The sequence below is a fragment of the Pseudomonas uvaldensis genome, assembly GCF_021271205.1.
GTDB classification, from domain to species: Bacteria; Pseudomonadota; Gammaproteobacteria; order Pseudomonadales; family Pseudomonadaceae; genus Aquipseudomonas; species Aquipseudomonas uvaldensis.
On the sequence record NZ_JAIWKS010000003.1, the window covers coordinates 186,869 to 210,435 of the forward strand.

The 23,567-nt window shown below is 61.0% G+C and carries 29 protein-coding genes; 17 read left to right on the forward strand and 12 right to left on the reverse strand.

Annotation, left to right across the window (positions count from 1 at the left end):
• Positions 1-5: 5 nt before the first annotated feature.
• Complete coding sequence (gene tldD / locus LCU97_RS07225; RefSeq protein WP_053152256.1) at positions 6-1,448, forward strand: metalloprotease TldD; 1,443 nt, start codon at positions 6-8, stop codon at positions 1,446-1,448.
• A 45-nt stretch (positions 1,449-1,493) separates the two neighbouring features.
• Here tldD and yjgA read toward each other — a convergent pair whose 3' ends face one another.
• Complete coding sequence (yjgA, locus tag LCU97_RS07230; RefSeq protein ID WP_053152258.1) at positions 1,494-2,018, reverse strand: ribosome biogenesis factor YjgA; 525 nt, start codon at positions 2,016-2,018, stop codon at positions 1,494-1,496.
• 152 nt (positions 2,019-2,170) lie between these two features.
• Here yjgA and pmbA point away from each other — a divergent pair, with 152 nt between their 5' ends.
• The 6 genes from pmbA (at position 2,171) to LCU97_RS07260 (ending at position 7,457) form a co-directional block, all read left to right on the forward strand.
• The gene (pmbA, locus tag LCU97_RS07235; protein ID WP_053152259.1) at positions 2,171-3,517 is read left to right on the forward strand and encodes a metalloprotease PmbA; all 1,347 of its coding nucleotides are present in this window, start codon (positions 2,171-2,173) and stop codon (positions 3,515-3,517) included.
• Positions 3,518-3,688: 171 nt separating this feature from the next.
• Positions 3,689-4,084, forward strand: coding sequence for a hypothetical protein (locus LCU97_RS07240; protein ID WP_053152261.1), 396 nt, complete (start codon positions 3,689-3,691; stop codon positions 4,082-4,084).
• Positions 4,077-5,453 carry a class II fumarate hydratase gene (locus LCU97_RS07245; RefSeq protein WP_053152263.1) on the forward strand — a complete coding sequence of 459 codons (1,377 nt, stop codon included), beginning with the start codon at positions 4,077-4,079 and terminating at the stop codon, positions 5,451-5,453. Before LCU97_RS07240 ends, LCU97_RS07245 begins: the two co-directional genes overlap by 8 nt.
• Before the next feature lie 27 nt (positions 5,454-5,480).
• A complete protein-coding gene (locus tag LCU97_RS07250) occupies positions 5,481-5,921 on the forward strand; it encodes a hypothetical protein (RefSeq protein WP_053152265.1) in 441 nt (146 codons plus the stop codon).
• A 2-nt stretch (positions 5,922-5,923) separates the two neighbouring features.
• Positions 5,924-6,547 (forward strand): superoxide dismutase, encoded by a 624-nt coding sequence (locus LCU97_RS07255; protein WP_232776007.1) that lies wholly within the window; start codon positions 5,924-5,926, stop codon positions 6,545-6,547.
• Between the two features lie 19 nt (positions 6,548-6,566).
• Positions 6,567-7,457: a ZIP family metal transporter gene (locus LCU97_RS07260; protein WP_232776008.1), complete on the forward strand. Its 891-nt coding sequence runs from the start codon at positions 6,567-6,569 to the stop codon at positions 7,455-7,457.
• Between the two features lie 9 nt (positions 7,458-7,466).
• Here the strand turns inward: LCU97_RS07260 and LCU97_RS07265 are convergent, their stop codons facing one another.
• The 10 genes from LCU97_RS07265 to LCU97_RS07310 all read right to left on the reverse strand — a co-directional run bounded on the left by LCU97_RS07265 (position 7,467) and on the right by LCU97_RS07310 (position 14,463).
• The gene (locus LCU97_RS07265; protein WP_053152271.1) at positions 7,467-7,742 is read right to left on the reverse strand and encodes an HPr family phosphocarrier protein; all 276 of its coding nucleotides are present in this window, start codon (positions 7,740-7,742) and stop codon (positions 7,467-7,469) included.
• Positions 7,743-7,757: 15 nt separating this feature from the next.
• The gene (gene rapZ / locus LCU97_RS07270) at positions 7,758-8,615 is read right to left on the reverse strand and encodes an RNase adapter RapZ (protein ID WP_053152273.1); all 858 of its coding nucleotides are present in this window, start codon (positions 8,613-8,615) and stop codon (positions 7,758-7,760) included.
• A gap of 1 nt (position 8,616) precedes the next feature.
• Positions 8,617-9,081, reverse strand: coding sequence for a PTS IIA-like nitrogen regulatory protein PtsN (gene ptsN, locus LCU97_RS07275; protein ID WP_053152275.1), 465 nt, complete (start codon positions 9,079-9,081; stop codon positions 8,617-8,619).
• Positions 9,082-9,093: 12 nt separating this feature from the next.
• Positions 9,094-9,402 carry a ribosome hibernation-promoting factor, HPF/YfiA family gene (gene hpf / locus LCU97_RS07280; protein WP_053152277.1) on the reverse strand — a complete coding sequence of 103 codons (309 nt, stop codon included), beginning with the start codon at positions 9,400-9,402 and terminating at the stop codon, positions 9,094-9,096.
• Between the two features lie 76 nt (positions 9,403-9,478).
• A complete protein-coding gene (locus LCU97_RS07285; RefSeq protein WP_232776009.1) occupies positions 9,479-10,975 on the reverse strand; it encodes an RNA polymerase factor sigma-54 in 1,497 nt (498 codons plus the stop codon).
• A gap of 155 nt (positions 10,976-11,130) precedes the next feature.
• Entirely contained in the window at positions 11,131-11,856 is a 726-nt protein-coding gene (gene lptB, locus LCU97_RS07290) for an LPS export ABC transporter ATP-binding protein (RefSeq protein WP_053152281.1), read from the reverse strand.
• Positions 11,856-12,401, reverse strand: a complete 546-nt coding sequence (gene lptA / locus LCU97_RS07295) for a lipopolysaccharide transport periplasmic protein LptA (protein ID WP_053152283.1) — start codon at positions 12,399-12,401, stop codon at positions 11,856-11,858. The genes lptB and lptA overlap by 1 nt, the downstream gene beginning before the upstream one ends.
• Positions 12,388-12,957: an LPS export ABC transporter periplasmic protein LptC gene (gene lptC / locus LCU97_RS07300; protein ID WP_053152286.1), complete on the reverse strand. Its 570-nt coding sequence runs from the start codon at positions 12,955-12,957 to the stop codon at positions 12,388-12,390. Before lptC ends, lptA begins: the two co-directional genes overlap by 14 nt.
• 7 nt (positions 12,958-12,964) lie before the next feature.
• Positions 12,965-13,489 carry a KdsC family phosphatase gene (locus LCU97_RS07305; protein ID WP_053152288.1) on the reverse strand — a complete coding sequence of 175 codons (525 nt, stop codon included), beginning with the start codon at positions 13,487-13,489 and terminating at the stop codon, positions 12,965-12,967.
• Positions 13,489-14,463, reverse strand: coding sequence for a KpsF/GutQ family sugar-phosphate isomerase (locus tag LCU97_RS07310; protein ID WP_053152290.1), 975 nt, complete (start codon positions 14,461-14,463; stop codon positions 13,489-13,491). Before LCU97_RS07310 ends, LCU97_RS07305 begins: the two co-directional genes overlap by 1 nt.
• A gap of 276 nt (positions 14,464-14,739) precedes the next feature.
• Between LCU97_RS07310 and LCU97_RS07315 the strand changes: the two genes are divergently transcribed.
• From LCU97_RS07315 to hisC, 10 genes are all read left to right on the forward strand, one after another.
• A complete protein-coding gene (locus tag LCU97_RS07315; RefSeq protein WP_232776010.1) occupies positions 14,740-15,549 on the forward strand; it encodes an ATP-binding cassette domain-containing protein in 810 nt (269 codons plus the stop codon).
• Positions 15,549-16,346 (forward strand): lipid asymmetry maintenance ABC transporter permease subunit MlaE, encoded by a 798-nt coding sequence (gene mlaE, locus LCU97_RS07320; protein ID WP_053152294.1) that lies wholly within the window; start codon positions 15,549-15,551, stop codon positions 16,344-16,346. Before LCU97_RS07315 ends, mlaE begins: the two co-directional genes overlap by 1 nt.
• Positions 16,346-16,813: an outer membrane lipid asymmetry maintenance protein MlaD gene (gene mlaD, locus LCU97_RS07325; protein WP_053152296.1), complete on the forward strand. Its 468-nt coding sequence runs from the start codon at positions 16,346-16,348 to the stop codon at positions 16,811-16,813. The genes mlaE and mlaD overlap by 1 nt, the downstream gene beginning before the upstream one ends.
• Before the next feature lie 10 nt (positions 16,814-16,823).
• Positions 16,824-17,477 carry an MlaC/ttg2D family ABC transporter substrate-binding protein gene (locus LCU97_RS07330; RefSeq protein ID WP_053152298.1) on the forward strand — a complete coding sequence of 218 codons (654 nt, stop codon included), beginning with the start codon at positions 16,824-16,826 and terminating at the stop codon, positions 17,475-17,477.
• Positions 17,474-17,791, forward strand: coding sequence for an STAS domain-containing protein (locus tag LCU97_RS07335; protein WP_053152300.1), 318 nt, complete (start codon positions 17,474-17,476; stop codon positions 17,789-17,791). Before LCU97_RS07330 ends, LCU97_RS07335 begins: the two co-directional genes overlap by 4 nt.
• Positions 17,792-17,907: 116 nt before the next feature.
• The gene (locus LCU97_RS07340) at positions 17,908-18,147 is read left to right on the forward strand and encodes a BolA family protein (RefSeq protein WP_053152302.1); all 240 of its coding nucleotides are present in this window, start codon (positions 17,908-17,910) and stop codon (positions 18,145-18,147) included.
• A gap of 22 nt (positions 18,148-18,169) precedes the next feature.
• Positions 18,170-19,435 carry a UDP-N-acetylglucosamine 1-carboxyvinyltransferase gene (gene murA, locus LCU97_RS07345; RefSeq protein ID WP_053152305.1) on the forward strand — a complete coding sequence of 422 codons (1,266 nt, stop codon included), beginning with the start codon at positions 18,170-18,172 and terminating at the stop codon, positions 19,433-19,435.
• A gap of 129 nt (positions 19,436-19,564) precedes the next feature.
• Positions 19,565-20,200: an ATP phosphoribosyltransferase gene (gene hisG / locus LCU97_RS07350; RefSeq protein ID WP_053152307.1), complete on the forward strand. Its 636-nt coding sequence runs from the start codon at positions 19,565-19,567 to the stop codon at positions 20,198-20,200.
• Between the two features lie 122 nt (positions 20,201-20,322).
• Positions 20,323-21,645, forward strand: coding sequence for a histidinol dehydrogenase (gene hisD, locus LCU97_RS07355; protein WP_232776011.1), 1,323 nt, complete (start codon positions 20,323-20,325; stop codon positions 21,643-21,645).
• 2 nt (positions 21,646-21,647) lie between these two features.
• Complete coding sequence (hisC, locus tag LCU97_RS07360; RefSeq protein ID WP_232776012.1) at positions 21,648-22,700, forward strand: histidinol-phosphate transaminase; 1,053 nt, start codon at positions 21,648-21,650, stop codon at positions 22,698-22,700.
• A 143-nt stretch (positions 22,701-22,843) separates the two neighbouring features.
• On the opposite strand, the gene LCU97_RS07365 is transcribed toward hisC, so the two are convergent.
• Positions 22,844-23,563, reverse strand: coding sequence for a DUF4198 domain-containing protein (locus tag LCU97_RS07365; RefSeq protein WP_232776013.1), 720 nt, complete (start codon positions 23,561-23,563; stop codon positions 22,844-22,846).
• Positions 23,564-23,567: the final 4 nt, after the last annotated feature.

Sequence of the window (23,567 nt, forward strand, 5' to 3'; positions counted from 1 at the left end):
AACATATGAGCGGGTTGTTGTCCTCAGTCAGCGAACACCTTTTAGCCCCTGGCGGCGTCACCCTGGAAAGCCTTCAGGGCGTGCTGGGCGACCTGGCCGGGCCGGGCATCGATGCCGCCGACCTGTATTTCCAGGGCCAGATTTCCGAGTCCTGGTCGCTGGAGGACGGTATCGTCAAGGAAGGCAGCTTCAACCTTGACCAGGGCGTTGGCGTGCGGGCCCAGTCCGGGGAAAAGACCGGTTTTGCCTACAGCAACGCCATTACCCTGGAAGCCCTCGGCGCCGCCGCCCGTGCCGCCCGTTCGATTTCCCGAGCCGGGCAGAACGGCAAGGTCCAGGCTTTCAGCAGCCGGGATGTTGCGCAGCTGTATGCGCCGGACAACCCGCTGGAGGTCATGAGCCGCGCTGAAAAGGTCGAGCTGCTCAAGCGCATCGACGTTGCCACTCGAGCCCTCGATCCGCGTATCCAGCAGGTGTCGGTGAGCATGGCCGGCGTCTGGGAGCGGATCCTGGTGGCCTCCACCGACGGTGGCCTGGCGGCGGACGTTCGGCCTTTGGTGCGCTTCAACGTCAGTGTGATCGTCGAGCAGAACGGTCGCCGCGAGCGCGGTGGTCATGGTGGCGGCGGGCGCACAGACTACCGTTATTTCCTCAGCGAAGACCGCGCCATGAGCTACGCACGCGAAGCGTTGCGCCAGGCACTGGTCAATCTGGAAGCCATTCCGGCGCCGGCCGGCACATTGCCGGTGGTGCTGGGGTCAGGCTGGTCCGGCGTGCTGCTGCATGAAGCGGTGGGGCATGGCCTGGAAGGCGATTTCAACCGCAAGGGCAGTTCGGCCTACAGCGGACGCATGGGCGAAATGGTTGCCTCGAAACTCTGCACGATCGTCGATGACGGCACCCTGGCCGGGCGTCGCGGTTCCTTGAGCGTCGATGATGAAGGCACGCCGACCGAGTGCACCACGCTGATTGAAAACGGCGTGCTCAAGGGTTACATGCAAGACAAGCTCAACGCTCGGCTGATGGGCGTGGCCCGCACCGGCAATGGTCGGCGGGAGTCCTACGCGCACCTGCCGATGCCGCGCATGACCAACACTTACATGCTGGGTGGCCAGAGCGATCCGGCGGAGATCATCGCCTCGGTGAAAAAAGGCATCTACTGCGCCAACCTCGGTGGCGGCCAGGTGGACATCACCAGCGGCAAGTTCGTGTTCTCCACCAGCGAGGCCTACCTGATCGAGGACGGCAAGATCACCGCACCGGTCAAAGGGGCGACGCTGATCGGCAACGGACCGGAGGCAATGAGCAAGGTTTCGATGGTCGGTAACGACCTGGCACTGGACAGTGGAGTGGGCACATGCGGCAAGGATGGGCAATCGGTGCCCGTAGGTGTCGGCCAGCCGACCTTGAAGATCGATGCGATTACCGTGGGTGGCACGGGCGCATGACAGGAGCCGCGGGTGGAGTATTGAGCCTCCACCCGCTGACGTTACTCAGCGCAGGCCGCGTTGGGTTTCGTCCAGCTCGCGGATGTACTTGAAGATTTTACGGCTCGAGGCCGGGGGCTTGTTATGCGCCACCTCGTGCTGGGCCTGACGGATCAGGGAGCGCAGTTGCTGGCGATCAGCCTCCGGGTAGTCGATGACGAATTTTTCCAGGGTGCCGTCATCGCCTGCGATCAAGCGATCGCGCCAGCGTTCCAGGTTGTGGAAGCGTTCGTTGTACTGCCGGGTGGAGGCATCGAGTTGATCGAGCAGAACCAGGATGGCGCTGGTGTCCTGATCGCGCATCAGTTTGCCGATGAACTGCAGGTGCCGTTTACGCGCGATGTTCGCGGTGTGCTTGGGCGCATCGGCCAGGGCCCGGCGCAAGGCGTCGGTCAGGGGCAGTTTGGCCAGCAAGTCGGGCTTGAGTGTTGTCAGGCGCTCGCCAAGGTCAACCAGAGCATGCAGCTCGCGCTTGACCTGGGATTTGCTTTTTTCACCCTCGTAGAGGGAGTCGTCGTAAGAATCAACCATGGGGGCAGTCCGCAAAGAAACGCCGCCATGATAACCAGTCGGGGGCCGCTTGTCCGGCCCGGTCGCTCGAAGGCCTCGGGTTTGTATGAAAAGTCGCGCAGGCACTTTTCCCGCAGGCCCCGACCGAAAGCAGAATTTGAGTGGAGAACACCATGAGTGCAGTTCAAAGCGTCGGTCCGCAAGCGTTGCCGGCACTGCAGGAACAAGTCGAGCAGATCCTCGCCGAAGCCCGGCGACAGGGCGCCAGTGCCTGCGAAGTGGCAGTGTCCCTGGAGCAGGGCCTGTCGACGTCGGTGCGCCAGCGCGAGGTGGAAACCGTCGAATTCAACCGCGACCAAGGGTTTGGTATCACCTTGTATGTGGGGCAGCGCAAGGGTTCGGCCAGCACGTCGGCCAGTGGCCCCGATGCCATTCGTGAAACCGTCGCCGCTGCGTTGGCAATCGCCAAACACACGTCCGAAGATGAAGCTTCGGGCCTGGCCGATGCCGCGCTGATGTGCAAGGAACAGCCGGATTTCGACCTGTTCCACGCCTGGGACATTACGCCCGAGCAGGCCATCGAGCAGGCGTTGCGCTGCGAGGCGGCGGCATTCGACGCCGACAGCCGGATCAGGAACGCCGATGGCACCACGCTCAATACCCATCAAGGTTGCCGGGTGTACGGCAACAGCCACGGTTTCATTGGTGGTTATGCCTCGACCCGTCACAGCCTCAGCTGCGTGATGATTGCCGAGGCCGACGGCCAGATGCAGCGCGACTATTGGTATGACGTGAACCGTCAGGGCAACTTGTTGGCGGATCCGGTGAGCATCGGTCAGAAAGCCGCTCAGCGAGCAGCCAGTCGTCTGGGCGCTCGCCCGGTACCCACCTGCGAAGTGCCGGTATTGTTTGCCGCCGAGCTGGCCGGTGGGCTGTTCGGCAGCTTCCTGTCGGCGGTGTCTGGTGGCAACCTGTACCGCAAGTCTTCGTTCCTCGAAGGTGCGCTGGGGCAGAAACTGTTCCCGGAATGGATGACGATCGATGAACGTCCGCATCTGATGCGGGCCATGGGCAGTTCGGCCTTCGACGGCGATGGGCTGGCGACCTATGCCAAACCGTTCGTGGAGAAGGGCGAGCTGGTGTCCTACATCCTGGGCACCTATTCGGGCCGTAAGCTCGGTATGCCGAGTACCGCCAATGCCGGTGGCGTGCACAACCTGTTCGTCAGCCATGGCGAAGAGGACCAGGCGGCCTTGCTGCGCCGCATGGGACGTGGGTTGCTGGTGACCGAACTGATGGGCCATGGCCTGAACATGGTGACCGGGGATTACTCCCGTGGCGCGGCGGGGTTCTGGGTCGAAAATGGCGAGATCCAATTCCCGGTCCAGGAAGTGACCATCGCCGGCAACATGCGCGACATGTTCAAGCAGATCCTGGCCGTGGGGAACGACCTGGAACTGCGCAGCAACATCCGCACCGGTTCCGTGCTGATCGAGCGGATGACGGTGGCGGGCAGCTGACCTGTCATCGCAATAAGGACGGCGCGTCAACCTAGCGGGTGACGCGCTTTTTTTATGTCCGCTTGACCCTGTTTGGACCCAGGGCCTGGCAACAATGTGTTTCTCTCAAGGCTTGTGTTGATTCTTATTATCATCTAATAATTAATCTCATTAGCCGATTGAGCCCCGGTCATGAGTCTTGCCTTGCACGAACAGCCTTACCTTGAAAGCTGGCGCTGGATGAGTCGTCAGATCCGATGTGCGATGAACCCGGACGAACCGCGGTTGATCGAGCACTACCTGGCCGAAGGGCGCTATCTGGCCTGCTGTACCGCCACTTCGCCATGGATGATCGGCGAAACGGCCTTTCGCTTGCTGCTCGACACCGCCTCGGATATCGCGCTGCCCTGGCACTGGCGGGCGCTCTGTCTCGATCAGGCCTGGCGCCCATTGCGCGATCTCGAACGCCAATCACTCTGCCAATGTCGCCTGAGGCGTTGGCAGAGCCATGCCTGGGCGCTGGCGACCTGCGTCTTGGCACCCTCCCTCTCTCTTAATGAACCGGTACAAGGATTTCCCGATGAGTAATACCCGTATCGAACGCGACAGCATGGGCGAGCTCCACGTCCCGACAGATGCCCTGTACGGCGCGCAGACCCAGCGTGCCGTGGATAACTTCCCCGTCAGCGGCCAGCGCATGCCTGCGCCGTTCATTCGCGCACTGATCCTTGCCAAGGCCGCCGCCGCCCGGGCCAACGTGGAGCTGGGACAGATCAGCGCGGCTCAGGGCAAAGCCATTGTCGATGCGGCGCAAGGGCTGCTCGAAGGTCATTTCATGGATCACTTCCCGGTGGATATCTTCCAGACCGGCTCCGGCACCAGTTCGAACATGAACGCCAACGAAGTGATCGCCACCCTTGCCAGCCGGTTACTGGGAGAGACGGTCAACCCGAACGATCACGTCAACTGCGGGCAGAGCAGTAACGACATCATCCCCACCTGCATTCATGTCAGCGCCGCACTGGCCTTGCATGAGCAGTTGTTGCCGGCGCTGACACATCTGGTCCAGGTGATCGAGCACAAGGCGATGGAGGTTCATCCGTTCATCAAGACCGGTCGTACCCACCTGATGGATGCGATGCCGGTCCGCCTGAGCCAGGTGCTGGAGGGATGGGCGCAGCAGTTGAAAGCCAATATCGGCCATTTGCAGGAGCTGCTGCCAAGCCTGCAGGCCCTGGCCCAGGGGGGCACGGCGGTGGGAACCGGGGTCAATGCCCACCCTCGCTTCGCCGAGCTGTTCAGCCAACAGCTGACCCTGCTGACTCAGGTGCAATTCACGCCTGGCAAGAACTTCTTCGCCCTGATCGGTTCCCAGGACACCGCGGTGGCGGTTTCCGGGCAACTCAAGACCACGGCGGTGTCGTTGATGAAAATCGCCAACGACTTGCGCTGGATGAATTCCGGGCCCCTGGCTGGCCTGGGCGAGATCGAGCTGGAGGGCTTGCAGCCGGGCTCTTCCATCATGCCCGGCAAGGTCAACCCAGTGATCCCGGAAGCCACCGCGATGGTCGCGACCCAGGTGATCGGCAACGACACGGTGATCACCGTGGCCGGCCAGTCGGGCAACTTCGAACTGAACGTGATGTTGCCGATCATCGCCCAGAACCTGCTGAGCAGCATCGCCTTGATGGCCAATGTCAGCCGGTTGCTGGCGGATAAGGCCATTGCCACTTTCAAGGTCAACGAGGCCAGGCTCAAGGAGGCGCTGTCGCGCAACCCGATCCTGGTTACAGCACTGAACCCGATCATCGGTTACCAGAAAGCCGCGCAAATCGCCAAGACGGCTTATCAACAAGGCCGCCCGGTCATCGATGTCGCCCTGGAACACACCGACCTGTCGCGTAGCGAACTGGAGGTCTTGCTGGACCCCGAGAAGCTCACGGCGGGTGGTGTGTAATTCCGATCCCTGTGTGGAGGACTCATCATGGAGCACTGGAAACGCACAATCGAACGAGCCAATCGTCATTTCATGCTGGGCGAACTGGTGGATGCCCGCGAAGCCTACCTGCAAGCCCTGGCCCTGGCCCAGGTGCTTTATGAACGCTGGCCTGACGCCGATGAGGCCGTGGCCGCCTGCGTCGTCTCCCACCACAATCTGGCGGACTTGCACCTGCGCCTGAACCAGCCAGAGGAGAGCGCCGAATACTTGTGCGCCATCCATCAACGGTTGCTGCAGACCCTGCAGGACGAGTGCATGCCGGCGGCCCTGCGTGCGGCCGCGATGCGCCAGAGCCACAGGACTTATGTCGAACTGCTGGGTTTCATCAGTGAGCATGGCGAGTACCCCCGCACCCAACGGTTGCTCCACAGCAAAGACACGTCACCCTTGCACCGCAATGCCCCTCTTCATTATGGAGTTCATTGAAAATGGCTTTTACCTTGCCTGCGCTGCCCTACGCCTACGATGCCCTGGAACCGCACATCGATGCGAAAACCATGGAGATTCACTACACGAAACACCACCAGACCTATATCAATAACCTCAACGCCGCGGTGGAGGGCAGCGAGTACGCCCAATGGCCTATCGAAAAACTGGTGGCCAGCGTGGAGCAGTTGCCACAGAACCTACGGGCGGCGGTGATCAATCAGGGCGGCGGCCATGCCAATCATTCCTTGTTCTGGGAAGTGATGTCCCCCGAGGGCGGCGGTCAACCGGACGGTGCGCTTGGCGCAGCGATCGAGACACAACTGGGGGGGCTGGAGCGATTCAAGGAAGCATTCACCAAGGCTGCGCTGAGCCGATTCGGCAGCGGCTGGGCCTGGCTGAGCGTGACCCCGGGCAAGACCCTGGTGGTGGAGAGCAGCGCCAACCAGGACAGCCCGCTGATGAACGGCAATACGCCGATCCTGGGCCTGGACGTGTGGGAGCACGCGTATTACCTGCTGTACCAGAACCGTCGGCCCGAATACATCAACGCTTTCTACAACGTGATCAATTGGCCTGAAGTCGCCCGACGCTATCAGGCGGCGCTGGCGTCGAGTCCTTCATGAACACCTTCCAAGGCTGACTATGGACACTCAAACACTGGCGATTGGAAGCGGACGGATGTTCCGCTATGCCTTGGGGTCATTGCTGGTGTTGACCGGGACGATGTTGTTGGCGGCCCAGGGCTTGGCGTGGCTGGACCTGGAGCCCAGGCTGCTGCGGGCCCTTCAAGGCGGCGGGCTCTGTGCCTTGGGCGCCGCGCTGGGGGCCGTGCCGGTGCTGGTCATCCGGCGCATGCCCCAGGCCGTGGGCGATTCGCTACTGGGCTTCGGTGCCGGGGTGATGCTCGCTGCCACGGCGTTTTCGCTGATCGTGCCGGGCATTGCCGCAGCGGAGCAATTGGGATTCACGCCTTGGGCCGCCAGCGGCCTTACCTGCTTTGGCATTCTGTCGGGGGCGTTCGGGTTGTACCTGATGGACCGCAAGGTTTCGGCCAGCCCCGAGAGGCTGGTGGCAGCACCAGGACGTTCGATCATCGCGCCGCGGATCTGGTTGTTCGTGTTCGCCATCATCGGTCACAACATTCCAGAAGGCATGGCGGTGGGCGTGTCGGCAGGGGGCGGCATGCCCGATGCTGACAGCCTGGCGATGGGTATCGCCTTGCAGGATGTCCCCGAAGGGCTGGTGATCGCGCTGGTGCTGGCTACGGCGGGCATGTCGCGGGTCAAGGCGTTCTTGATTGGTGCGGCGTCAGGGCTGGTCGAGCCCGTGTTCGCGCTGTTGTGCGCCTGGGTGGTGAGCCTGGCCGAGATGTTCTTGCCCCTGGGCCTGGCGTTGGCGGCTGGGGCGATGCTGCTGGTGGTGACCCACGAGGTCATTCCCGAATCCCGCCGCAATGGGCACGAGAAACTGGCGAGCCTGGGATTGTTGGTGGGTTTTTGCCTGATGATGGTGCTGGATACGGCGTTGGCGTGACAGGGGGGGTTATTCGCCTTCGTCGAAGTAATTGTTGATCAAGGCCACCAGCGCATCCATCGCTTCCCGCTCCTCTTCGCCCTTGGTTTCCAGGTAGATCTTGGTGCCCTTGCCAGCGGCGAGCATCATCATTGCCATGATGCTCTTGCCGTCGATCGTGGCATCTTTCGTTCGTCCGACTCTGATCTCTGTACCAGGAAATCTACCCGCTACACCCACGAACTTGGCTGACGCACGGGCATGCAAACCCAGTTTGTTAATGATTTCAATTTCCTGAGCTGGCATCGCGATGTGAATCCTTTAGCTGAGGTCGCGGTGGCGAACCTGGACATTCTTCAGGGAGGGCTGCAGGAGGCGACCCAGGCGCTCAGTCAGGTAGACGGAACGATGATGACCACCGGTACAGCCGATGGCGATGGTGACATAGGCGCGATTGCTCGCGGCGAAGCGGGGCAGCCATTTGAGCAGGTAGGCGGAAATGTCCTGGAACATCTCCTCTACATCCGCCTGGGCCTCCAGGTAGTCGATCACTGGCTGGTCAAGCCCGGACTGGTCGCGCAGTTCCGGCTTCCAATACGGGTTGGGCAGGCAGCGCACATCGAACACCAGGTCGGCATCCACTGGCATGCCACGCTTGAACCCGAATGACTCCAGCAAGAACGCCGTGCCTGGCTCGGGCTGGTTCAGCAGACGTAATTTGATGGTGTCATGCAGCTGATAAAGGTTCAGGTGCGTGGTATTGAGCTTCAAGTCCGCCAGGTCGGCGATCGGCCCCAGCAACTGGCTTTCGTCGTGGATGGCTTCGGCCAGGGAACGGCTGGCATTGCTCAGCGGGTGGCGGCGACGGGTTTCGGAAAAGCGCTTGAGCAATGTTTCTTCATCGGCGTCCAGGTACAGCACATCGCATTGGATGTGCTTGCTGCGTACTTCTGCGAGCAGTTCGGGAAACCGCGACAGGTGGCTGGGCAGATTGCGTGCATCGATGGAAACCGCCACCAGCGGTTGCGCCAGTTCGGTATGGATCAGGGCGCGCTCGGCCAGCTCCGGCAGCAGGCCTGCCGGCAGGTTGTCGATACAATAATAGCCGTTGTCTTCGAGTACATTGAGGGCTGTACTCTTCCCGGAGCCGGAGCGGCCACTGACGATGATCAGGCGCATGTTAATGACCGTTCTGTTCGTCCAGGACAACCTGATACAAGGCTTCGTTACTCGATGCGCTGCGCAGTCTGTCGCGAACTTCCTTGCGGTCCAGCATGCTGGCGATCTGACGTAGCAGTTCAAGGTGTGCATCGGTGGCCGCTTCGGGGACCAGCAATACGAACAGCAGGTCGACCGGTGCGCCGTCGATGGCGTCGAAATCTATAGGGGCTTCAAGGTGCAACAGCGCACTGATCGGTGCGGTACAACCCTTGAGGCGGCAATGGGGAATGGCGATGCCGTTGCCAAAACCGGTCGAACCGAGCTTTTCTCGGGCAACGAGGGCCTCGAAGACGTCCTGCATTTCCAGATCCTCGACTTCGTGATGGATCAGGTTTGCAATCTGTTCGAGAGCTTTCTTTTTACTGCCTCCCGGCGCGTTCACCTTGGAACGGCCGGGGGTCAGGATGGTTTCTAGTCGAATCATGGATTGGGGAGATTAACGACCGGTCGCGCCCTGGAGGAGGCTCTGGGTCTTTTCCTTATGCTTTTTGAGTTGGCGATCCAGTTTGTCGGTCAGCAGGTCAATCGCGGCATACATGTCTTCATGCGAGGCGTTGGCGACCACTTCTCCACCGGGGATATGCAACGTGGCTTCGATTTTCTGCAGCAGCTTTTCGACGGTCATGATGACTTGAACGTTGGTGATCTTGTCGAAATGCCTCTCCAGTCGGTCGAGTTTTTCGCCGATGTATTGACGAAGAGGTTCGGTCACTTCCAGTTGGTGTCCACTGATGTTGACTTGCATACAGCTTCTCCTTCGTTGCCAGTGCATAAAGCGGCAGGCAGAAATACCTGCCACTGGAACGCTGTGGCGTGGCCTGTTACATCAACCGCTTGCGTTCGCTCGAAGGCGCGATCCCGAGGGATTCGCGGTATTTGGCGACGGTACGGCGGGCCACCTGAATGCCTTGTGCCTCCAGTAAACCAGCGATCTTGCTGTCACTCAACGGCTTTTTCTGATTTTCCGCCGCCACCAGTTTCTTGATGATCGCGCGGATGGCCGTGGACGAGCATTCGCCGCCTTCGGAGGTACTGACGTGGCTGGAGAAAAAGTATTTCAATTCATAGATTCCCCGCGGGGTATGCATGAATTTCTGAGTGGTGACGCGGGAAATCGTCGATTCGTGCATGCCCACCGCCTCGGCGATGTCATGCAGGACCAACGGCTTCATGGCTTCGTCACCATACTCCAGGAAACCGCGCTGATGCTCGACGATCTGGGTGGCGACTTTCATCAGGGTTTCGTTACGGCTTTGCAGGCTCTTGATGAACCAGCGCGCTTCTTGCAGCTGGTTGCGCATGAAGGTGTTATCGGCACTGGTGTCGGCGCGCTTTACAAACCCTGCATACTGGGCATTGACCCGCAACTTGGGGACCGCTTCCTGGTTCAACTCCACCAGCCAGCGATCGTTGTGTTTGCGCACGATCACGTCGGGGACCACGTATTCGGGTTCGGTGGCCTCGATCTGCGAGCCCGGCCGCGGGTTGAGGCTCTGGACCAGTTCGATCACCTGGCGCAGTTCATCTTCCTTGAGTTTCATGCGCCGCATAAGCTGGCTGTAGTCGCGACCGCCCAACAGGTCGATGTAGTCGGTAACCAGCCGCTTGGCTTCGGCCAGCCAAGGCGTCTTGGCGGGCAATTGGCGCAGTTGCAGCAGCAGGCACTCGCCGAGGCTGCGGGCGCCGATGCCGGCCGGTTCGAACTGCTGGATGCGGTGCAGGACGGCTTCGATCTCGTCCAGCTCGATGTCCAGCTCGGGATCGAAGGCTTCCAGGATTTCTTCGAGGGTCTCGTCCAGGTAGCCCTGGTTGTTGATGCAGTCGATCAGGGTCACCGCAATCAGGCGATCGGTGTCCGACATCGGTGCCAGGTTCAACTGCCACAACAGGTGGCTTTGCAGGCTCTCGCCGGCGGAGGTGCGGGTGGTGAAGTCCCACTCGTCGTCATCGCTGCTGGGCAGGCTGCTGGCACTGGTCTGGTAGACGTCTTCCCAAGCGGTGTCCACGGGCAGGTCGTTGGGAATGCGTTCGTTCCATTCGCCATCCTCCAGATTGTCCACTGTCGGCGCGGATTGTTCCTGAAAGGACGGTTCCTGGATCTCGGTACTGGTTTTCTGCTCGACGTTGTCGGCCAGCGGATCGGTGTTATCGAAGTCGTCGCCTTCTTCCTGGCGCTCGAGCATCGGGTTGGATTCCAGGGCCTCCTGGATTTCCTGTTGCAGGTCCAGGGTCGACAATTGGAGCAAGCGGATAGCCTGTTGCAGCTGCGGCGTCATCGTCAGCTGCTGGCCCATTCTCAAGACTAGCGATGGTTTCATGGCAGGGGCTTAACACCTTATTCGCCGGCGCACATGCGCCATCCACTACATGGCGCCGGAGCGCCAAACCTTAAGCAAATTATATGCCTGAAACTGAAGTGTTTGCCTAGCAATAAAATCAGCGGTGCCGGGCCAATTTACCAAACACGTTATGCCTACAAGCGGAACTCATGACCCAGATAGACTTCCTTGACCAGTTCATTGGCCAGGATGGTCGCCGCGTCGCCCTCGGCGATCAGTTGTCCGTCATTGACAATGTAGGCGGTTTCGCAGATGTCCAGGGTCTCACGCACGTTGTGGTCGGTGATCAGCACGCCGATCCCCTTGGCCTTGAGGTGGTGAATGATCTGCTTGATGTCGCCTACCGAGATCGGGTCCACGCCGGCGAACGGTTCGTCGAGCAGAATGAATTTCGGCGCGGTGGCCAGGGCTCGCGCGATTTCCACCCGGCGTCGTTCGCCGCCGGAGAGGCTCATGCCCAGGTTGTCACGGATATGACTGATGTGGAATTCCTGCAACAGGCTTTCCAGCTCCTGGCGGCGGCCGGCTTTGTCGAGATCCTTGCGGGTTTCGAGGATCGCCATGATGTTGTCGGCCACCGACAGCTTGCGGAAGATCGATGCTTCCTGAGGCAGGTAGCCGATGCCGGCTTTCGCCCGGCCATGCATGGGCTGGTGGCTGACGTCCAGGTCGTCGATCAGTACGCGGCCCTGATCGGCCTGTACCAGGCCGACGATCATATAGAAACAGGTGGTTTTGCCCGCGCCGTTGGGGCCGAGCAGGCCGACGATCTGCCCGCTGTCGATGGACAGGCTGACATCACGCACAACCTGGCGGCCCTTGTAGCTCTTGGCCAGGTGCTGAGCTTTCAGAGTTGCCATTACTGGGCCTTCTGCTCGGTTTTCTTTTTCGGCTGGATGACCATGTCGATCCGTGGGCGCTGCTCGGTCACCTTGCTGCCGGTGGCGCGACCGGCGCTGGCGAGTTTCTTGTTGGTGTCGTAGACGATTTTTTCGCCCTGGGTGACGTTGTTGTCCTTGTCGATGACCTTGGCGCGGTCGATCAGCACAACGCGGTCCTGGGAGGCGTGATACTGGATGGTCACGCCGTAGCCCTGGACGGGCTTGGTGTCGCCGGCTGTCTGCAGTTGCTCGAAATAGGCCAGGTTGCCCACGGAGGTCACCACGTCTATATCGCCGGACTGGGTGCGGGTGATGGTCACGGTATTGCCGGTCACCTTCATCGAGCCCTGGGTGATGATCACGTCACCTTTATAGGTCGCCACGCCGTTCTTGTCGTCAAGCTGAGCGTCGTCGGCCTGGATGCGGATAGGCTGGTCGCGGTCGTTGGGGAGGGACCAGGCGCTCGCGCTTCCCAGTGCTGCGCCCAGACTGAGCAAAATAGGGAGGGTTTTAGCGAGCTTCATACTGTCCTCTTACGTTCGATAGCAGGTGTATCCTGCTTTCCTTCAGATACGCTTTCATTCCCGTGCCGGTCGATACACCGCCGGCGCCGTCGATTCTAACGGGTTGCTCGGTCTGCGCATATTCCTGCTGCGGGAACACGGTCATGCGACTTGTGGTGATGATGGTCGTACGGTTTTTCTCGTCGGTGCGGGCCACGCGTACCGAGTCGATGAGCTCCACTTCGGTGCCACCGGAATTGACTTCGGCGTGCTTGCTTTGCACATGCCACGGGAAATCGGTGCCACGAAACATGTTCAGGTCCGGCGTGGTCACCAACGTGATGTCGGTGGCCTTCACATGATCGACCTTGTCGGCCGTCATTTCGTACTGCACCTTGCCGTCGGGCAGGTACTGCAGGGTGTGCGTGTTGGTCGCGTACCAGTCTATCTTCTCTTCGACCTGGGCCGCAGGCCGGTCGAGAAAGCGTTCCGGACTGATGTTCCAGTAGCCTACCGCCGCGAAAATCGCTGCGATACAGCCGAACACCACGATGGTGCGAATCTTCTTGCTCAGCATAAATGGCTCACAGGTACGCGGCGTTGGCCGCTTCGAGGCGGCCCTGGGCGCGCAGGATCAGTTCGCAGAATTCACGGGCCGCGCCTTCGCCGCCTCGTGCCGTGGTGACGCCGTGGGCGTGCTCGCGCACGAAACCGGCGGCGTTGGCCACCGCCATTCCCAGGCCGACACGGCGGATCACCGGCAGGTCCGGCAGGTCGTCACCCAGATAGGCGACCTGTTCGTAGCTTAGATTGAGCTGGCCCAGAAGCTCGTCCAGTACCACCAGTTTATCCTCGCGTCCCTGGTATAGATGGGGGATGCCGAGGTTCTTCGCGCGTCGCTCGACCACGGGAGTCTTGCGACCGCTGATGATGGCGGTCTGCACGCCGGCGGCCATCAGCATCTTGATGCCCTGACCGTCGAGCGTGTTGAAGGTCTTGAATTCGCTGCCATCTTCAAGGAAGTACAGGCGGCCATCGGTGAGTACGCCGTCAACGTCGAAAACGGCGAGCTTGATATCTTTGCCTCGTAGCAGCAGGTCGGTCGTCATCACATTACTCCGGCGCGCAGCAGGTCGGACAGGTTGAAGGCGCCGATCGGGCGGTCCTCGTCATCCACCACTACCAGTGCGTTGATTCTGTGGTCTTCCATGATTTTCAAGGCTTCGGCGGCGAGCATGTCGGCGCGGGCCGTCTTGCCATGAAGGGTCATGACTTCGTCGATGGTTGCATTGCGGATGTCGATGGGGCGGTCGAGGGTGCGACGCAGGTCGCCGTCAGTGAAGATACCGGCGAGCTTGCCGTCGGTTTCGAGAATCACTGTCATGCCCAGTCCCTTGCGGGTCATTTCCATGAGGGCGTCCTTGAGGAGCGTGCCTCGCTGGACGTGCGGCAACTCTTCGCCGGCGTGCATCACGTTTTCGACTTTTAGCAACAGGCGGCGACCCAGGGCGCCGCCGGGATGGGAAAAAGCGAAATCCTCGGCGGTGAACCCCCTGGCCTCCAGCAGCGCCACGGCGAGGGCGTCGCCCATGACCAGGGCCGCGGTGGTGGACGAGGTCGGGGCGAGGTTCAGCGGGCAGGCTTCGTGCTCGACATGTACGTTGAGATTCACTTCGGCGGCCTTGGCCAGGGGGGAGTCTGGATTTCCGGTGATGCTGATCATCCGGATGCCAAGGCGCTTGATCAGCGGCAACAGCGTGAGGATTTCGTTGGTCGAGCCCGAGTTGGACAGGGCCAGGATGACATCGTCCCGGGTGATCATGCCCATGTCGCCGTGGCTGGCCTCGGCAGGATGGACGAAAAATGCAGTGGTGCCCGTGCTGGCCAGGGTCGCGGCGATCTTGTTGCCGATGTGCCCGGACTTGCCCATGCCAACGACGACGACGCGGCCCGTGCTGGCCAGAATCATCTCGCAGGCGCGTACGAAATCAGCGTCGATATGGGGCAGCAAGCCTTGCACGGCTTCGAGCTCGAGGCGGATGGTACGTTGTGCCGATTGAATCAGGTCGCTGGATTGGCTCATGTCAGAAATCGTATAGCCCGATGAAAAGGCGGCGATTATAGCGGCAATGAACAATTCCCTCACGCTAGTTCGTCATGCTTTGTGCGAACGCCTCGCAAGGTTTGCCATAAAACCGGGGCTTTTACCTTAATCCACGCTTAACCGGAGGGGGGTAACCCTTGGGCGCCCGACCGTTGCAGTGATATAGTTCGCCGCCGGTTCGAATGCCCGGCAGTCGCGACAATTTGGCCGACTGGCCAGGCATCCGGATCTGAGGCTGCATCGCAAGGAGTTTAGATGAGTGCCGACAACGCCTACGCGGTCGAGCTGAAGGGGCTGTCCTTCAAGCGAGGGACGCGCAGCATTTTCAACAATATCGATATTCGCATCCCGCGCGGCAAGGTCACCGGCATCATGGGACCTTCCGGGTGCGGCAAAACCACGCTGCTGCGCCTGATGGGGGCCCAGTTGCGCCCCAGCGCCGGCGAAGTCTGGGTCAACGGCCAGAATATTCCGACATTGTCGCGCAGTGACCTGTTCGATGCGCGCAAGAACATGGGCGTACTGTTCCAGAGCGGTGCGCTGTTCACCGACCTGGATGTGTTCGAGAACGTGGCTTTTCCCCTGCGGGTTCACACCGACCTGCCGGAAGAAATGATCCGCGACATCGTCCTGCTCAAGTTGCAGGCGGTCGGGTTGCGTGGCGCCATCGATCTGATGCCGGACGAACTGTCCGGCGGCATGAAGCGCCGTGTCGCACTGGCGCGGGCGATTGCCCTCGACCCGAAGATCCTCATGTACGACGAGCCCTTCGTCGGGCAGGACCCCATTGCCATGGGCGTGCTCGTGCGCCTGATCCGCCTGCTCAACGATGCGCTGGGCATCACCAGCATCGTGGTATCCCATGACCTGGCCGAAACCGCCAGCATTGCCGACTACATCTATGTGGTGGGTGATGGACAGGTGCTGGGGCAGGGTACGCCTCAAGAGCTGAAGGAATCGGACAACCCACGCATTCGCCAATTCATGAAGGGCGATGCGGACGGCCCGGTGGCGTTCCATTTTCCGGCCACGGATTACCGTACCGATCTGCTGGGGAAGCGCTGATGCGCAAGAAATCGCTGATAGAAAGAATTCGCCTGTTCGGTCACTCCGGCATCGACGTGCTGGCGGTACTGGGTCGCTCGACGCTGTTCCTGGTCCATGCTCTGCTCGGTCGCAACGCGACGGGCGGTGGTTTTGGCCTGCTGGTCAAGCAATTGCATTCGGTGGGCGTGATGTCCCTGGTGATCATCGTGGTCTCCGGGATCTTCATCGGCATGGTACTGGCACTGCAGGGTTTCAATATCCTGTCCAGCTATGGGTCCGAGCAAGCGGTCGGGCAGATGGTTTCCCTGACACTGTTGCGCGAGCTCGGTCCCGTGGTCACCGCGTTGCTGTTCGCCGGACGCGCAGGTTCGGCGCTGACGGCCGAGATCGGCAACATGAAATCCACCGAGCAGTTGTCGAGCCTGGAAATGATCGGTGTCGACCCGCTCAAGTACATCATCGCGCCACGCCTCTGGGCCGGTTTCATTTCCCTGCCGGTGCTGGCAATGATCTTCAGCGTCGTCGGGATCTGGGGAGGCTCATGGGTGGCTGTCGACTGGCTGGGGGTCTACGAAGGTTCCTACTGGTCCAATATGCAGAACAGCGTCGATTTCCTCGACGATGTACTCAACGGCATCATCAAGAGCGCCGTATTCGCCTTCGTGGTGACCTGGATCGCCGTGTTTCAAGGCTATGACTGTGAGCCCACGTCAGAGGGGATCAGCCGTGCCACAACCAAGACCGTGGTGTACGCCTCGCTGGCAGTCCTGGGCCTTGACTTTATTTTGACCGCCTTGATGTTTGGAGATTTCTGATGCAAAACCGCACCCTGGAAATCGGTGTCGGCCTTTTCCTGCTGGCTGGCATCCTGGCTTTGCTGCTGCTGGCCCTGCGGGTCAGTGGCCTGGCGCCGACCGCCAACACCGATACCTATAAACTCTATGCTTATTTTGACAATATCGCCGGTTTGACGGTCAGAGCCAAAGTGACCATGGCCGGCGTGACGATTGGCAAGGTCACGGCAATCGATCTGGACCGCGACACGTTCACCGGCCGGGTGACGCTGCAGCTGGAAAAGCGGGTGGATAACCTGCCGACCGACTCCACTGCATCCATCCTCACCGCCGGTTTGCTGGGCGAGAAATACATCGGTATCAGCGTGGGCGGGGAGGAAACCCTGCTCAAGGATGGTGGCACCATCCACGATACGCAATCGTCGTTGGTGCTCGAGGACCTGATCGGGAAATTCCTGCTCAATACTGTTAGCAAAGACGCTAAATAAGGAGCTTTCGATGATTTCTATCCTGCGACGCACCCTGTTGGTCCTGCTGGCGGCCTTGCCGCTGATGGCCAACGCCGTGGCGGCGCCTTCGGCGCACGACATCATCCAGGACACCACGAACCGGTTGCTGGCCGATCTTTCTGCCAACAAAGAGAAATACAAGCAGGACCCTGGCGCCTTCTATGATGCGCTCAATGGTATCGTCGGTCCCGTGGTGGACGCCGACGGTATCTCCCGCAGCATCATGACCGTCAAGTATTCGCGCAAGGCGAGCCCGGAGCAGATGACCCGCTTCCAGGAAAACTTCAAGCGCAGCCTGATGCAGTTCTATGGCAACGCCCTGCTCGAATACAACAACCAGGGCATCACCGTTTCGCCGGCCAAGGATGAAAGCGGCACCCGCACCAGCGTCGACATGCAGGTCAAGGGTAACAACGGCGCGATCTACCCGGTGTCGTACACACTCGAGAAGCTGAACGGCGAGTGGAAGGTGCGTAATGTGATCATTAACGGCATCAATATCGGCAAGCTGTTCCGCGACCAGTTCGCCGACGCGATGCAGCGCAATGGCAACGACCTGGACAAGACCATCAACGGTTGGGCGGGTGAAGTCGCCAAGGCCAAGGAAGTGGCCGAAGAAGCCAAAGAGAAGCAGGAACAATGAACGAGACGGTAAGCGAGTCTGCCGTCCGTCTGGGCGAGGGTGGCGAATTGCTGCTCAGCGGTGTGCTGGATTACCGTACCGGTCCGGCCCTGCGCAAGCAGGGCCAGGCGCTGATCAAGTCCGCCAGCGCCGCCGAGCTGGTTATCGACTGCTCGGCGGTGCACAAGTCCAGCAGTGTCGGGCTGTCCCTGCTGCTGTGCTTCATGCGGGACGCTCAGGCGGCCGGCAAGGCCTGGAGCATCCGTAACATGCCCGATGACATGCGTGAGATCGCCCAGGTCAGTGAACTGACCGAGTTGCTGGTACATTCCTGAGCCGTACCCTTTGAAACAAGCCCCCCGTCAGAGTCCGGCTTCGCGGGGTTCGCAGGCGCGGGGCTTTTTTGTATGATGTGCGACCCGCGCGCACTGGGCGCCGATTGAGGTTGAGCATGCAGGCTTACGAAGTGAAGCACTTTCTTGAAGGAAAGCTGCCAGGTACGCAGGTGGAAGTTGAAGGCGAAGGCTGCAATTTCCAGTTGAACGTTATCAGCGATGAACTGGCGGCGTTGAGCCCGGTGAAGCGTCAGCAGAGCATCTATGCCCATTTGAACCCATGGATCGCCGATGGCAGCATCCACGCGGTCACTATGAAATTTTTCAGCCGCGCGGCCTGGGCCGAGCGCACCTGAGCCCAAGGGCGTCGAGATTCCAATGGATAAACTGATTATTACCGGCGGCGTTCGTCTTGATGGCGAAATCCGTATTTCCGGGGCAAAGAACTCCGCCCTGCCGATCCTGGCCGCAACCTTGCTGTGCGACGGTCCGGTGACCGTGGCCAACCTGCCGCACCTGCACGACATCACCACGATGATCGAGCTGTTCGGCCGCATGGGCATCGAGCCTGTCATCGACGAGAAGCTCAGCGTCGAAATCGACCCGCGCACCATCAAGACCCTGGTCGCCCCGTACGAACTGGTGAAGACCATGCGTGCGTCGATCCTGGTACTGGGCCCGATGGTTGCCCGTTTCGGTGAGGCCGAAGTCGCCTTGCCGGGTGGTTGCGCCATCGGTTCGCGTCCGGTGGACCTGCACATCCGTGGCCTGGAAGCCATGGGCGCGGTCATTGACGTCGAAGGCGGTTACATCAAGGCCAAGGCGCCTGAGGGTGGCCTGCGCGGTGCGCACTTCTTCTTCGACACGGTGAGTGTGACCGGGACCGAGAACATCATGATGGCCGCCGCACTGGCCAAAGGCCGCAGCGTACTGCAGAACGCCGCGCGTGAGCCCGAGGTCGTCGACCTGGCGAATTTCCTGATCGCCATGGGCGCGAAGATCAGCGGCGCCGGCACCGATACCATCACCATCGATGGCGTCGAGCGCCTGCACTCGGCCACCTACAAGGTGATGCCGGACCGGATCGAGACCGGTACCTACCTGGTGGCCGCTGCCGTTACCGGCGGCCGCGTCAAGGTCAAGGACACCGATCCGACCATCCTCGAAGCTGTCCTGGAAAAACTCAAGGAAGCCGGCGCCGAAGTGACCTGCGGTGAAGACTGGATCGAAGTGAACATGCACGGCAAGCGGCCTAAAGCCGTGAACGTGCGGACCGCTCCGTACCCGGCGTTCCCGACCGACATGCAGGCCCAGTTCATCTCCCTCAACGCCATTGCCGAAGGCACCGGCGCGGTGATCGAGACGATCTTCGAAAACCGTTTCATGCACGTGTATGAATTGCACCGCATGGGCGCCAAGATTCAGGTGGAAGGCAACACCGCCATCGTCACCGGTAACGAGAAGCTCAAGGGTGCGCCTGTCATGGCCACCGACCTGCGGGCCTCGGCCAGCCTGGTCATCTCGGCCCTGGTCGCTGAAGGCGATACCCTGATCGATCGCATCTACCACATCGACCGTGGCTACGAGTGCATTGAAGAGAAACTGCAGATGTTGGGCGCCAAGATCCGCCGCGTGCCGGGCTAGTCCCGGCTGCATGGGCATATGGATTTGCCCGTTGATTTCGTTTCAGATCGAGGGTGTTTGCACCCTCGATGTGTGTCCGGCGCCGCTTGCGACCGGGCATGAGTACCTTGATAAGGACTGACGTTTCCCATGTTGACCATCGCACTGTCCAAGGGCCGCATCCTTGACGACACCTTGCCGCTTCTGGCTGAAGCGGGCATCGTGCCGACCGAGAATCCGGACAAGAGCCGCAAGCTGATCATCCCCACGACCCAGGCCGATGTGCGCTTGCTGATCGTGCGTGCCACCGATGTGCCGACCTACGTTGAACATGGCGCAGCCGATCTGGGCGTTGCCGGCAAGGACGTATTGATGGAGTACGGCGGCCAGGGCTTGTACGAGCCGCTGGACCTGCGAATCGCCCGCTGCAAGCTGATGACCGCCGGCAAGGTCGGCGTGCCGGAACCCAAGGGGCGCTTGCGGGTGGCCACCAAGTTCGTCAACGTTGCCAAGCGTTACTACGCCGAGCAGGGCCGTCAGGTCGACATCATCAAGCTGTACGGCTCGATGGAGCTGGCACCGCTGATCGGCCTGGCGGACAAGATCATCGACGTGGTCGACACGGGTAACACCCTGCGGGCCAACGGTCTGGAGCCCCAGGACTTCATCGCCGAGATCAGCTCCCGACTGATCGTCAACAAGGCGTCGATGAAAATGCAGCACGCGCGCATCCAGGCTTTGATCGATACCCTGCGCAACGCAGTGGAATCGCGACACCGCGGCTGATATACCTGCGCGACTGCGGTCGCGCCCGTCTATCCGTGTCATAGCCAATTTTCTCAGGTGCCCACGCGAATGGACTGGTAGCTTAGGGCGCCTGAGCATTTGCCATTAATGAGGCCCTCGCTATGACCGCTCCCACTTCGATTCGCCGACTCAACGCTGCCGACCCGGATTTTGCCCGTCATCTGGATCATCTGCTGAGCTGGGAAAGTGTGTCCGACGACTCGGTCAATCAGCGGGTGCTGGACATCATCCAGGCCGTGCGCGAGCGTGGGGATGAGGCCCTGGTGGAATTCACCCAGAAGTTCGACGGCCTGCAAGCGGCATCCATGGCCGACTTGATCCTGCCGCGCGAGCGCCTGGAACTGGCCCTGACTCGCATCAGCGTGCCTCAGCGCGAAGCCCTGGAAAAAGCCGCCTCCCGCGTGCGCAGCTATCACGAACGGCAGAAACAGGACTCCTGGAGCTACACCGAAGCCGACGGCACGGTGCTGGGCCAGAAGGTCACGCCGCTGGACCGCGCCGGCCTGTACGTACCGGGGGGCAAGGCGTCGTACCCGTCCTCGGTGTTGATGAATGCAATCCCGGCCAAGGTCGCCGGTGTGACCGAAGTGGTCATGGTGGTTCCGACCCCGCGCGGTGAAATCAATGAGCTGGTGCTGGCTGCGGCCTGTATCGCCGGGGTTGACCGAGTATTCACCATTGGGGGCGCCCAGGCCGTGGCGGCGCTGGCCTATGGTACCGAAAGCGTGCCGCGGGTCGACAAAGTCGTCGGACCGGGCAACATCTATGTCGCCACGGCCAAGCGCCACGTGTTCGGCCAGGTTGGCATCGACATGATCGCCGGTCCTTCGGAGATCCTCGTCGTGTGTGACGGCCAGACCGATCCGGACTGGATCGCCATGGACCTGTTTTCCCAGGCTGAGCACGACGAAGACGCCCAGGCGATCCTGGTCAGCCCGGATGCTGATTTCCTCGACAAAGTCGCGGCCAGCATCGACAAGCTGCTGCCCACCATGGATCGCGCCGAGATCATCAACACCTCGATCAATGGTCGCGGGGCGCTGATCAAGGTCGATGACATGGAGCAGGCCATCGAGGTGGCCAACCGTATCGCGCCGGAGCACCTGGAGTTGTCAGTGGCTGATCCACAGGCCTGGTTGCCGCAGATCCGTCATGCCGGCGCGATCTTCATGGGCCGCCACACCAGCGAGGCCCTGGGCGACTATTGCGCCGGCCCCAACCACGTATTGCCAACCTCCGGCACGGCGCGTTTCTCCTCGCCGCTGGGGGTGTACGACTTCCAGAAGCGTTCGTCGATCATTTTCTGCTCCGAGCAGGGGGCCTCCGAACTGGGCAAGACCGCTTCCGTGCTGGCCCGTGGCGAATCGCTGAGCGCCCACGCCCGCAGCGCCGAATACCGCATTCTTGATGATCAGGGGAACTGAGCATGAGTAAATTCTGGAGCCCGTTCGTCAAGAACCTGGTGCCCTACGTGCCGGGCGAGCAGCCGAAGCTGACCCGTCTGGTCAAACTCAATACCAACGAGAACCCGTACGGCCCATCGCCCAAGGCCCTGGCCGCGATGCAGACTGAGCTGAACGACAACCTGCGCCTGTATCCGGACCCCAACAGCGACTTGCTGAAAAACGCCGTGGCCCGGTATTACGGCGTGCAGGCCAACCAAGTCTTCCTGGGCAACGGTTCGGACGAGGTACTGGCGCACATTTTCCACGGTCTGCTGCAACACGATCAGCCGCTGCTGTTCCCGGACATCAGCTACAGCTTCTATCCGGTGTATTGCGGGTTGTATGGCATTCAATACGATGCCGTACCGCTGGACGAGCAGTTCCGGATCGATCCGGCGGACTATGCCCGTCCCAACGGCGGCATCATTTTCCCCAACCCGAACGCCCCCACCGGTTGCCTGCTGGCACTGGAGGCGGTGGAGCAGATCCTCAAGGCGAATCCGGATTCGGTGGTGGTGGTCGACGAAGCCTATATCGACTTCGGCGGAGAGACGGCCATCGCCCTGGTGGACCGTTACCCGAACCTGCTGGTGACCCAGACCTTGTCCAAATCCCGCTCGCTGGCGGGGCTGCGGGTGGGCCTGGCCGTGGGCCATCCGGACCTGATCGAGGCGCTGGAGCGGATCAAGAACAGCTTCAACTCCTATCCGTTGGACCGCCTGGCTAATGTCGGTGGCGCGGCGGCGTTCGATGACCGTGAGTATTTCCAGCAGACCTGCCGGCTGGTCATCGAGCACCGTGAGTGGGTCGTGGCGCAACTGCAGGCCAAGGGCTTTGAGGTGCTGCCGTCGGCGGCCAACTTCATCTTTGCCCGTCATCCCCGGCACGATGCGGCAGGGCTGGCGGCGAAACTGCGGGAGCAGGGCGTGATCGTGCGGCACTTCAAGCAGGAGCGGATCGCCCAGTTCCTGCGGATCAGCATCGGCACGCCGGAGCAGAACCAGGCGCTGATCGACGGCCTCGGCGAGCTCTAAAGCCTCCCCCGTTAAGGGTAGTCACAGACCTGTGGGAGCAAGGCTTGCCCGCGATGGCGGACTATCAGTCGACATCTCAGTCGATTGGCATTCCGTCATCGCGGGCAAGCCTTGCTCCCACAGGGTTTTGTGCAGGCAGGACTTTAATCGTGATGCGGTTCGCCGACGAACGTCAGCGAGGTGAACACGCCGCGTGTCGCTACGTCCTTGTTGTCCTTGAGCGCAATCTCCATCTGCGCGGCGATCACGTTCAACCCTTCATTGCGCACCAGCACCTTGGCGCGGCCTTCGGTGTCGGTTTCAGCGGACACAGTGTCTGGCGCGCTGCGGTAATCTCCCACCAGTTTCACGCCTGCCGCCGGTTTGCCGTCCAGCAATACCCGTACCGGCAGCGACTGGCCCGGACCTACGGTCAGCGGGTCGACTTCCGGCAGGATCAGGAACTTCACCGCGTCCAGCTTCGGCAGCTTCGCCCCTGGCTCATAAATCGCCAGGCTGTATTTGAAGGTATGAGTCGACTCGATCGCACCGGGCACCTTGCTGCGACCTTCGTTGATCCATTTCTTGTCGGCGGTCTGGGACCACATGCCGTTGTCCAACGCCACTGCCAACACAGCCGGTGACGTGAGCGGTTTCAGGCGGGCGTGGTCCGGCGGGCGCTCCACCGTCACCGGGATCATCTTGCCGCCCAGGTCATAGGCCCAGGCACCGCTGACTTTTTGCGCCTTGAAGGCATTGTCTTCGGCGCCGTGACCATAGATCACCTCAATATTGCCACGCCGTTGTTCGGTCCACAGGCCATGGGCCGAAGCCTGTGTTGCCAGGAGCAGGCCGAGAAGGGCGAGAGTCTTGGGGTATTTCATGCTG

What these genes read in the sequence shown, in the direction of transcription:
- tldD (WP_053152256.1), top strand. Translation starts at nt 6, where the DNA reads ATGAGCGGGTTGTTGTCCTCAGTCAGCGAACACCTTTTAGCCCCTGGC.
- yjgA (WP_053152258.1), bottom strand. Translation starts at nt 2,018, where the DNA reads ATGGTTGATTCTTACGACGACTCCCTCTACGAGGGTGAAAAAAGCAAA.
- pmbA (WP_053152259.1), top strand. Translation starts at nt 2,171, where the DNA reads ATGAGTGCAGTTCAAAGCGTCGGTCCGCAAGCGTTGCCGGCACTGCAG.
- LCU97_RS07240 (WP_053152261.1), top strand. Translation starts at nt 3,689, where the DNA reads ATGAGTCTTGCCTTGCACGAACAGCCTTACCTTGAAAGCTGGCGCTGG.
- LCU97_RS07245 (WP_053152263.1), top strand. Translation starts at nt 4,077, where the DNA reads ATGAGTAATACCCGTATCGAACGCGACAGCATGGGCGAGCTCCACGTC.
- LCU97_RS07250 (WP_053152265.1), top strand. Translation starts at nt 5,481, where the DNA reads ATGGAGCACTGGAAACGCACAATCGAACGAGCCAATCGTCATTTCATG.
- LCU97_RS07255 (WP_232776007.1), top strand. Translation starts at nt 5,924, where the DNA reads ATGGCTTTTACCTTGCCTGCGCTGCCCTACGCCTACGATGCCCTGGAA.
- LCU97_RS07260 (WP_232776008.1), top strand. Translation starts at nt 6,567, where the DNA reads ATGGACACTCAAACACTGGCGATTGGAAGCGGACGGATGTTCCGCTAT.
- LCU97_RS07265 (WP_053152271.1), bottom strand. Translation starts at nt 7,742, where the DNA reads ATGCCAGCTCAGGAAATTGAAATCATTAACAAACTGGGTTTGCATGCC.
- rapZ (WP_053152273.1), bottom strand. Translation starts at nt 8,615, where the DNA reads ATGCGCCTGATCATCGTCAGTGGCCGCTCCGGCTCCGGGAAGAGTACA.
- ptsN (WP_053152275.1), bottom strand. Translation starts at nt 9,081, where the DNA reads ATGATTCGACTAGAAACCATCCTGACCCCCGGCCGTTCCAAGGTGAAC.
- hpf (WP_053152277.1), bottom strand. Translation starts at nt 9,402, where the DNA reads ATGCAAGTCAACATCAGTGGACACCAACTGGAAGTGACCGAACCTCTT.
- LCU97_RS07285 (WP_232776009.1), bottom strand. Translation starts at nt 10,975, where the DNA reads ATGAAACCATCGCTAGTCTTGAGAATGGGCCAGCAGCTGACGATGACG.
- lptB (WP_053152281.1), bottom strand. Translation starts at nt 11,856, where the DNA reads ATGGCAACTCTGAAAGCTCAGCACCTGGCCAAGAGCTACAAGGGCCGC.
- lptA (WP_053152283.1), bottom strand. Translation starts at nt 12,401, where the DNA reads ATGAAGCTCGCTAAAACCCTCCCTATTTTGCTCAGTCTGGGCGCAGCA.
- lptC (WP_053152286.1), bottom strand. Translation starts at nt 12,957, where the DNA reads ATGCTGAGCAAGAAGATTCGCACCATCGTGGTGTTCGGCTGTATCGCA.
- LCU97_RS07305 (WP_053152288.1), bottom strand. Translation starts at nt 13,489, where the DNA reads ATGACGACCGACCTGCTGCTACGAGGCAAAGATATCAAGCTCGCCGTT.
- LCU97_RS07310 (WP_053152290.1), bottom strand. Translation starts at nt 14,463, where the DNA reads ATGAGCCAATCCAGCGACCTGATTCAATCGGCACAACGTACCATCCGC.
- LCU97_RS07315 (WP_232776010.1), top strand. Translation starts at nt 14,740, where the DNA reads ATGAGTGCCGACAACGCCTACGCGGTCGAGCTGAAGGGGCTGTCCTTC.
- mlaE (WP_053152294.1), top strand. Translation starts at nt 15,549, where the DNA reads ATGCGCAAGAAATCGCTGATAGAAAGAATTCGCCTGTTCGGTCACTCC.
- mlaD (WP_053152296.1), top strand. Translation starts at nt 16,346, where the DNA reads ATGCAAAACCGCACCCTGGAAATCGGTGTCGGCCTTTTCCTGCTGGCT.
- LCU97_RS07330 (WP_053152298.1), top strand. Translation starts at nt 16,824, where the DNA reads ATGATTTCTATCCTGCGACGCACCCTGTTGGTCCTGCTGGCGGCCTTG.
- LCU97_RS07335 (WP_053152300.1), top strand. Translation starts at nt 17,474, where the DNA reads ATGAACGAGACGGTAAGCGAGTCTGCCGTCCGTCTGGGCGAGGGTGGC.
- LCU97_RS07340 (WP_053152302.1), top strand. Translation starts at nt 17,908, where the DNA reads ATGCAGGCTTACGAAGTGAAGCACTTTCTTGAAGGAAAGCTGCCAGGT.
- murA (WP_053152305.1), top strand. Translation starts at nt 18,170, where the DNA reads ATGGATAAACTGATTATTACCGGCGGCGTTCGTCTTGATGGCGAAATC.
- hisG (WP_053152307.1), top strand. Translation starts at nt 19,565, where the DNA reads ATGTTGACCATCGCACTGTCCAAGGGCCGCATCCTTGACGACACCTTG.
- hisD (WP_232776011.1), top strand. Translation starts at nt 20,323, where the DNA reads ATGACCGCTCCCACTTCGATTCGCCGACTCAACGCTGCCGACCCGGAT.
- hisC (WP_232776012.1), top strand. Translation starts at nt 21,648, where the DNA reads ATGAGTAAATTCTGGAGCCCGTTCGTCAAGAACCTGGTGCCCTACGTG.
- LCU97_RS07365 (WP_232776013.1), bottom strand. Translation starts at nt 23,563, where the DNA reads ATGAAATACCCCAAGACTCTCGCCCTTCTCGGCCTGCTCCTGGCAACA.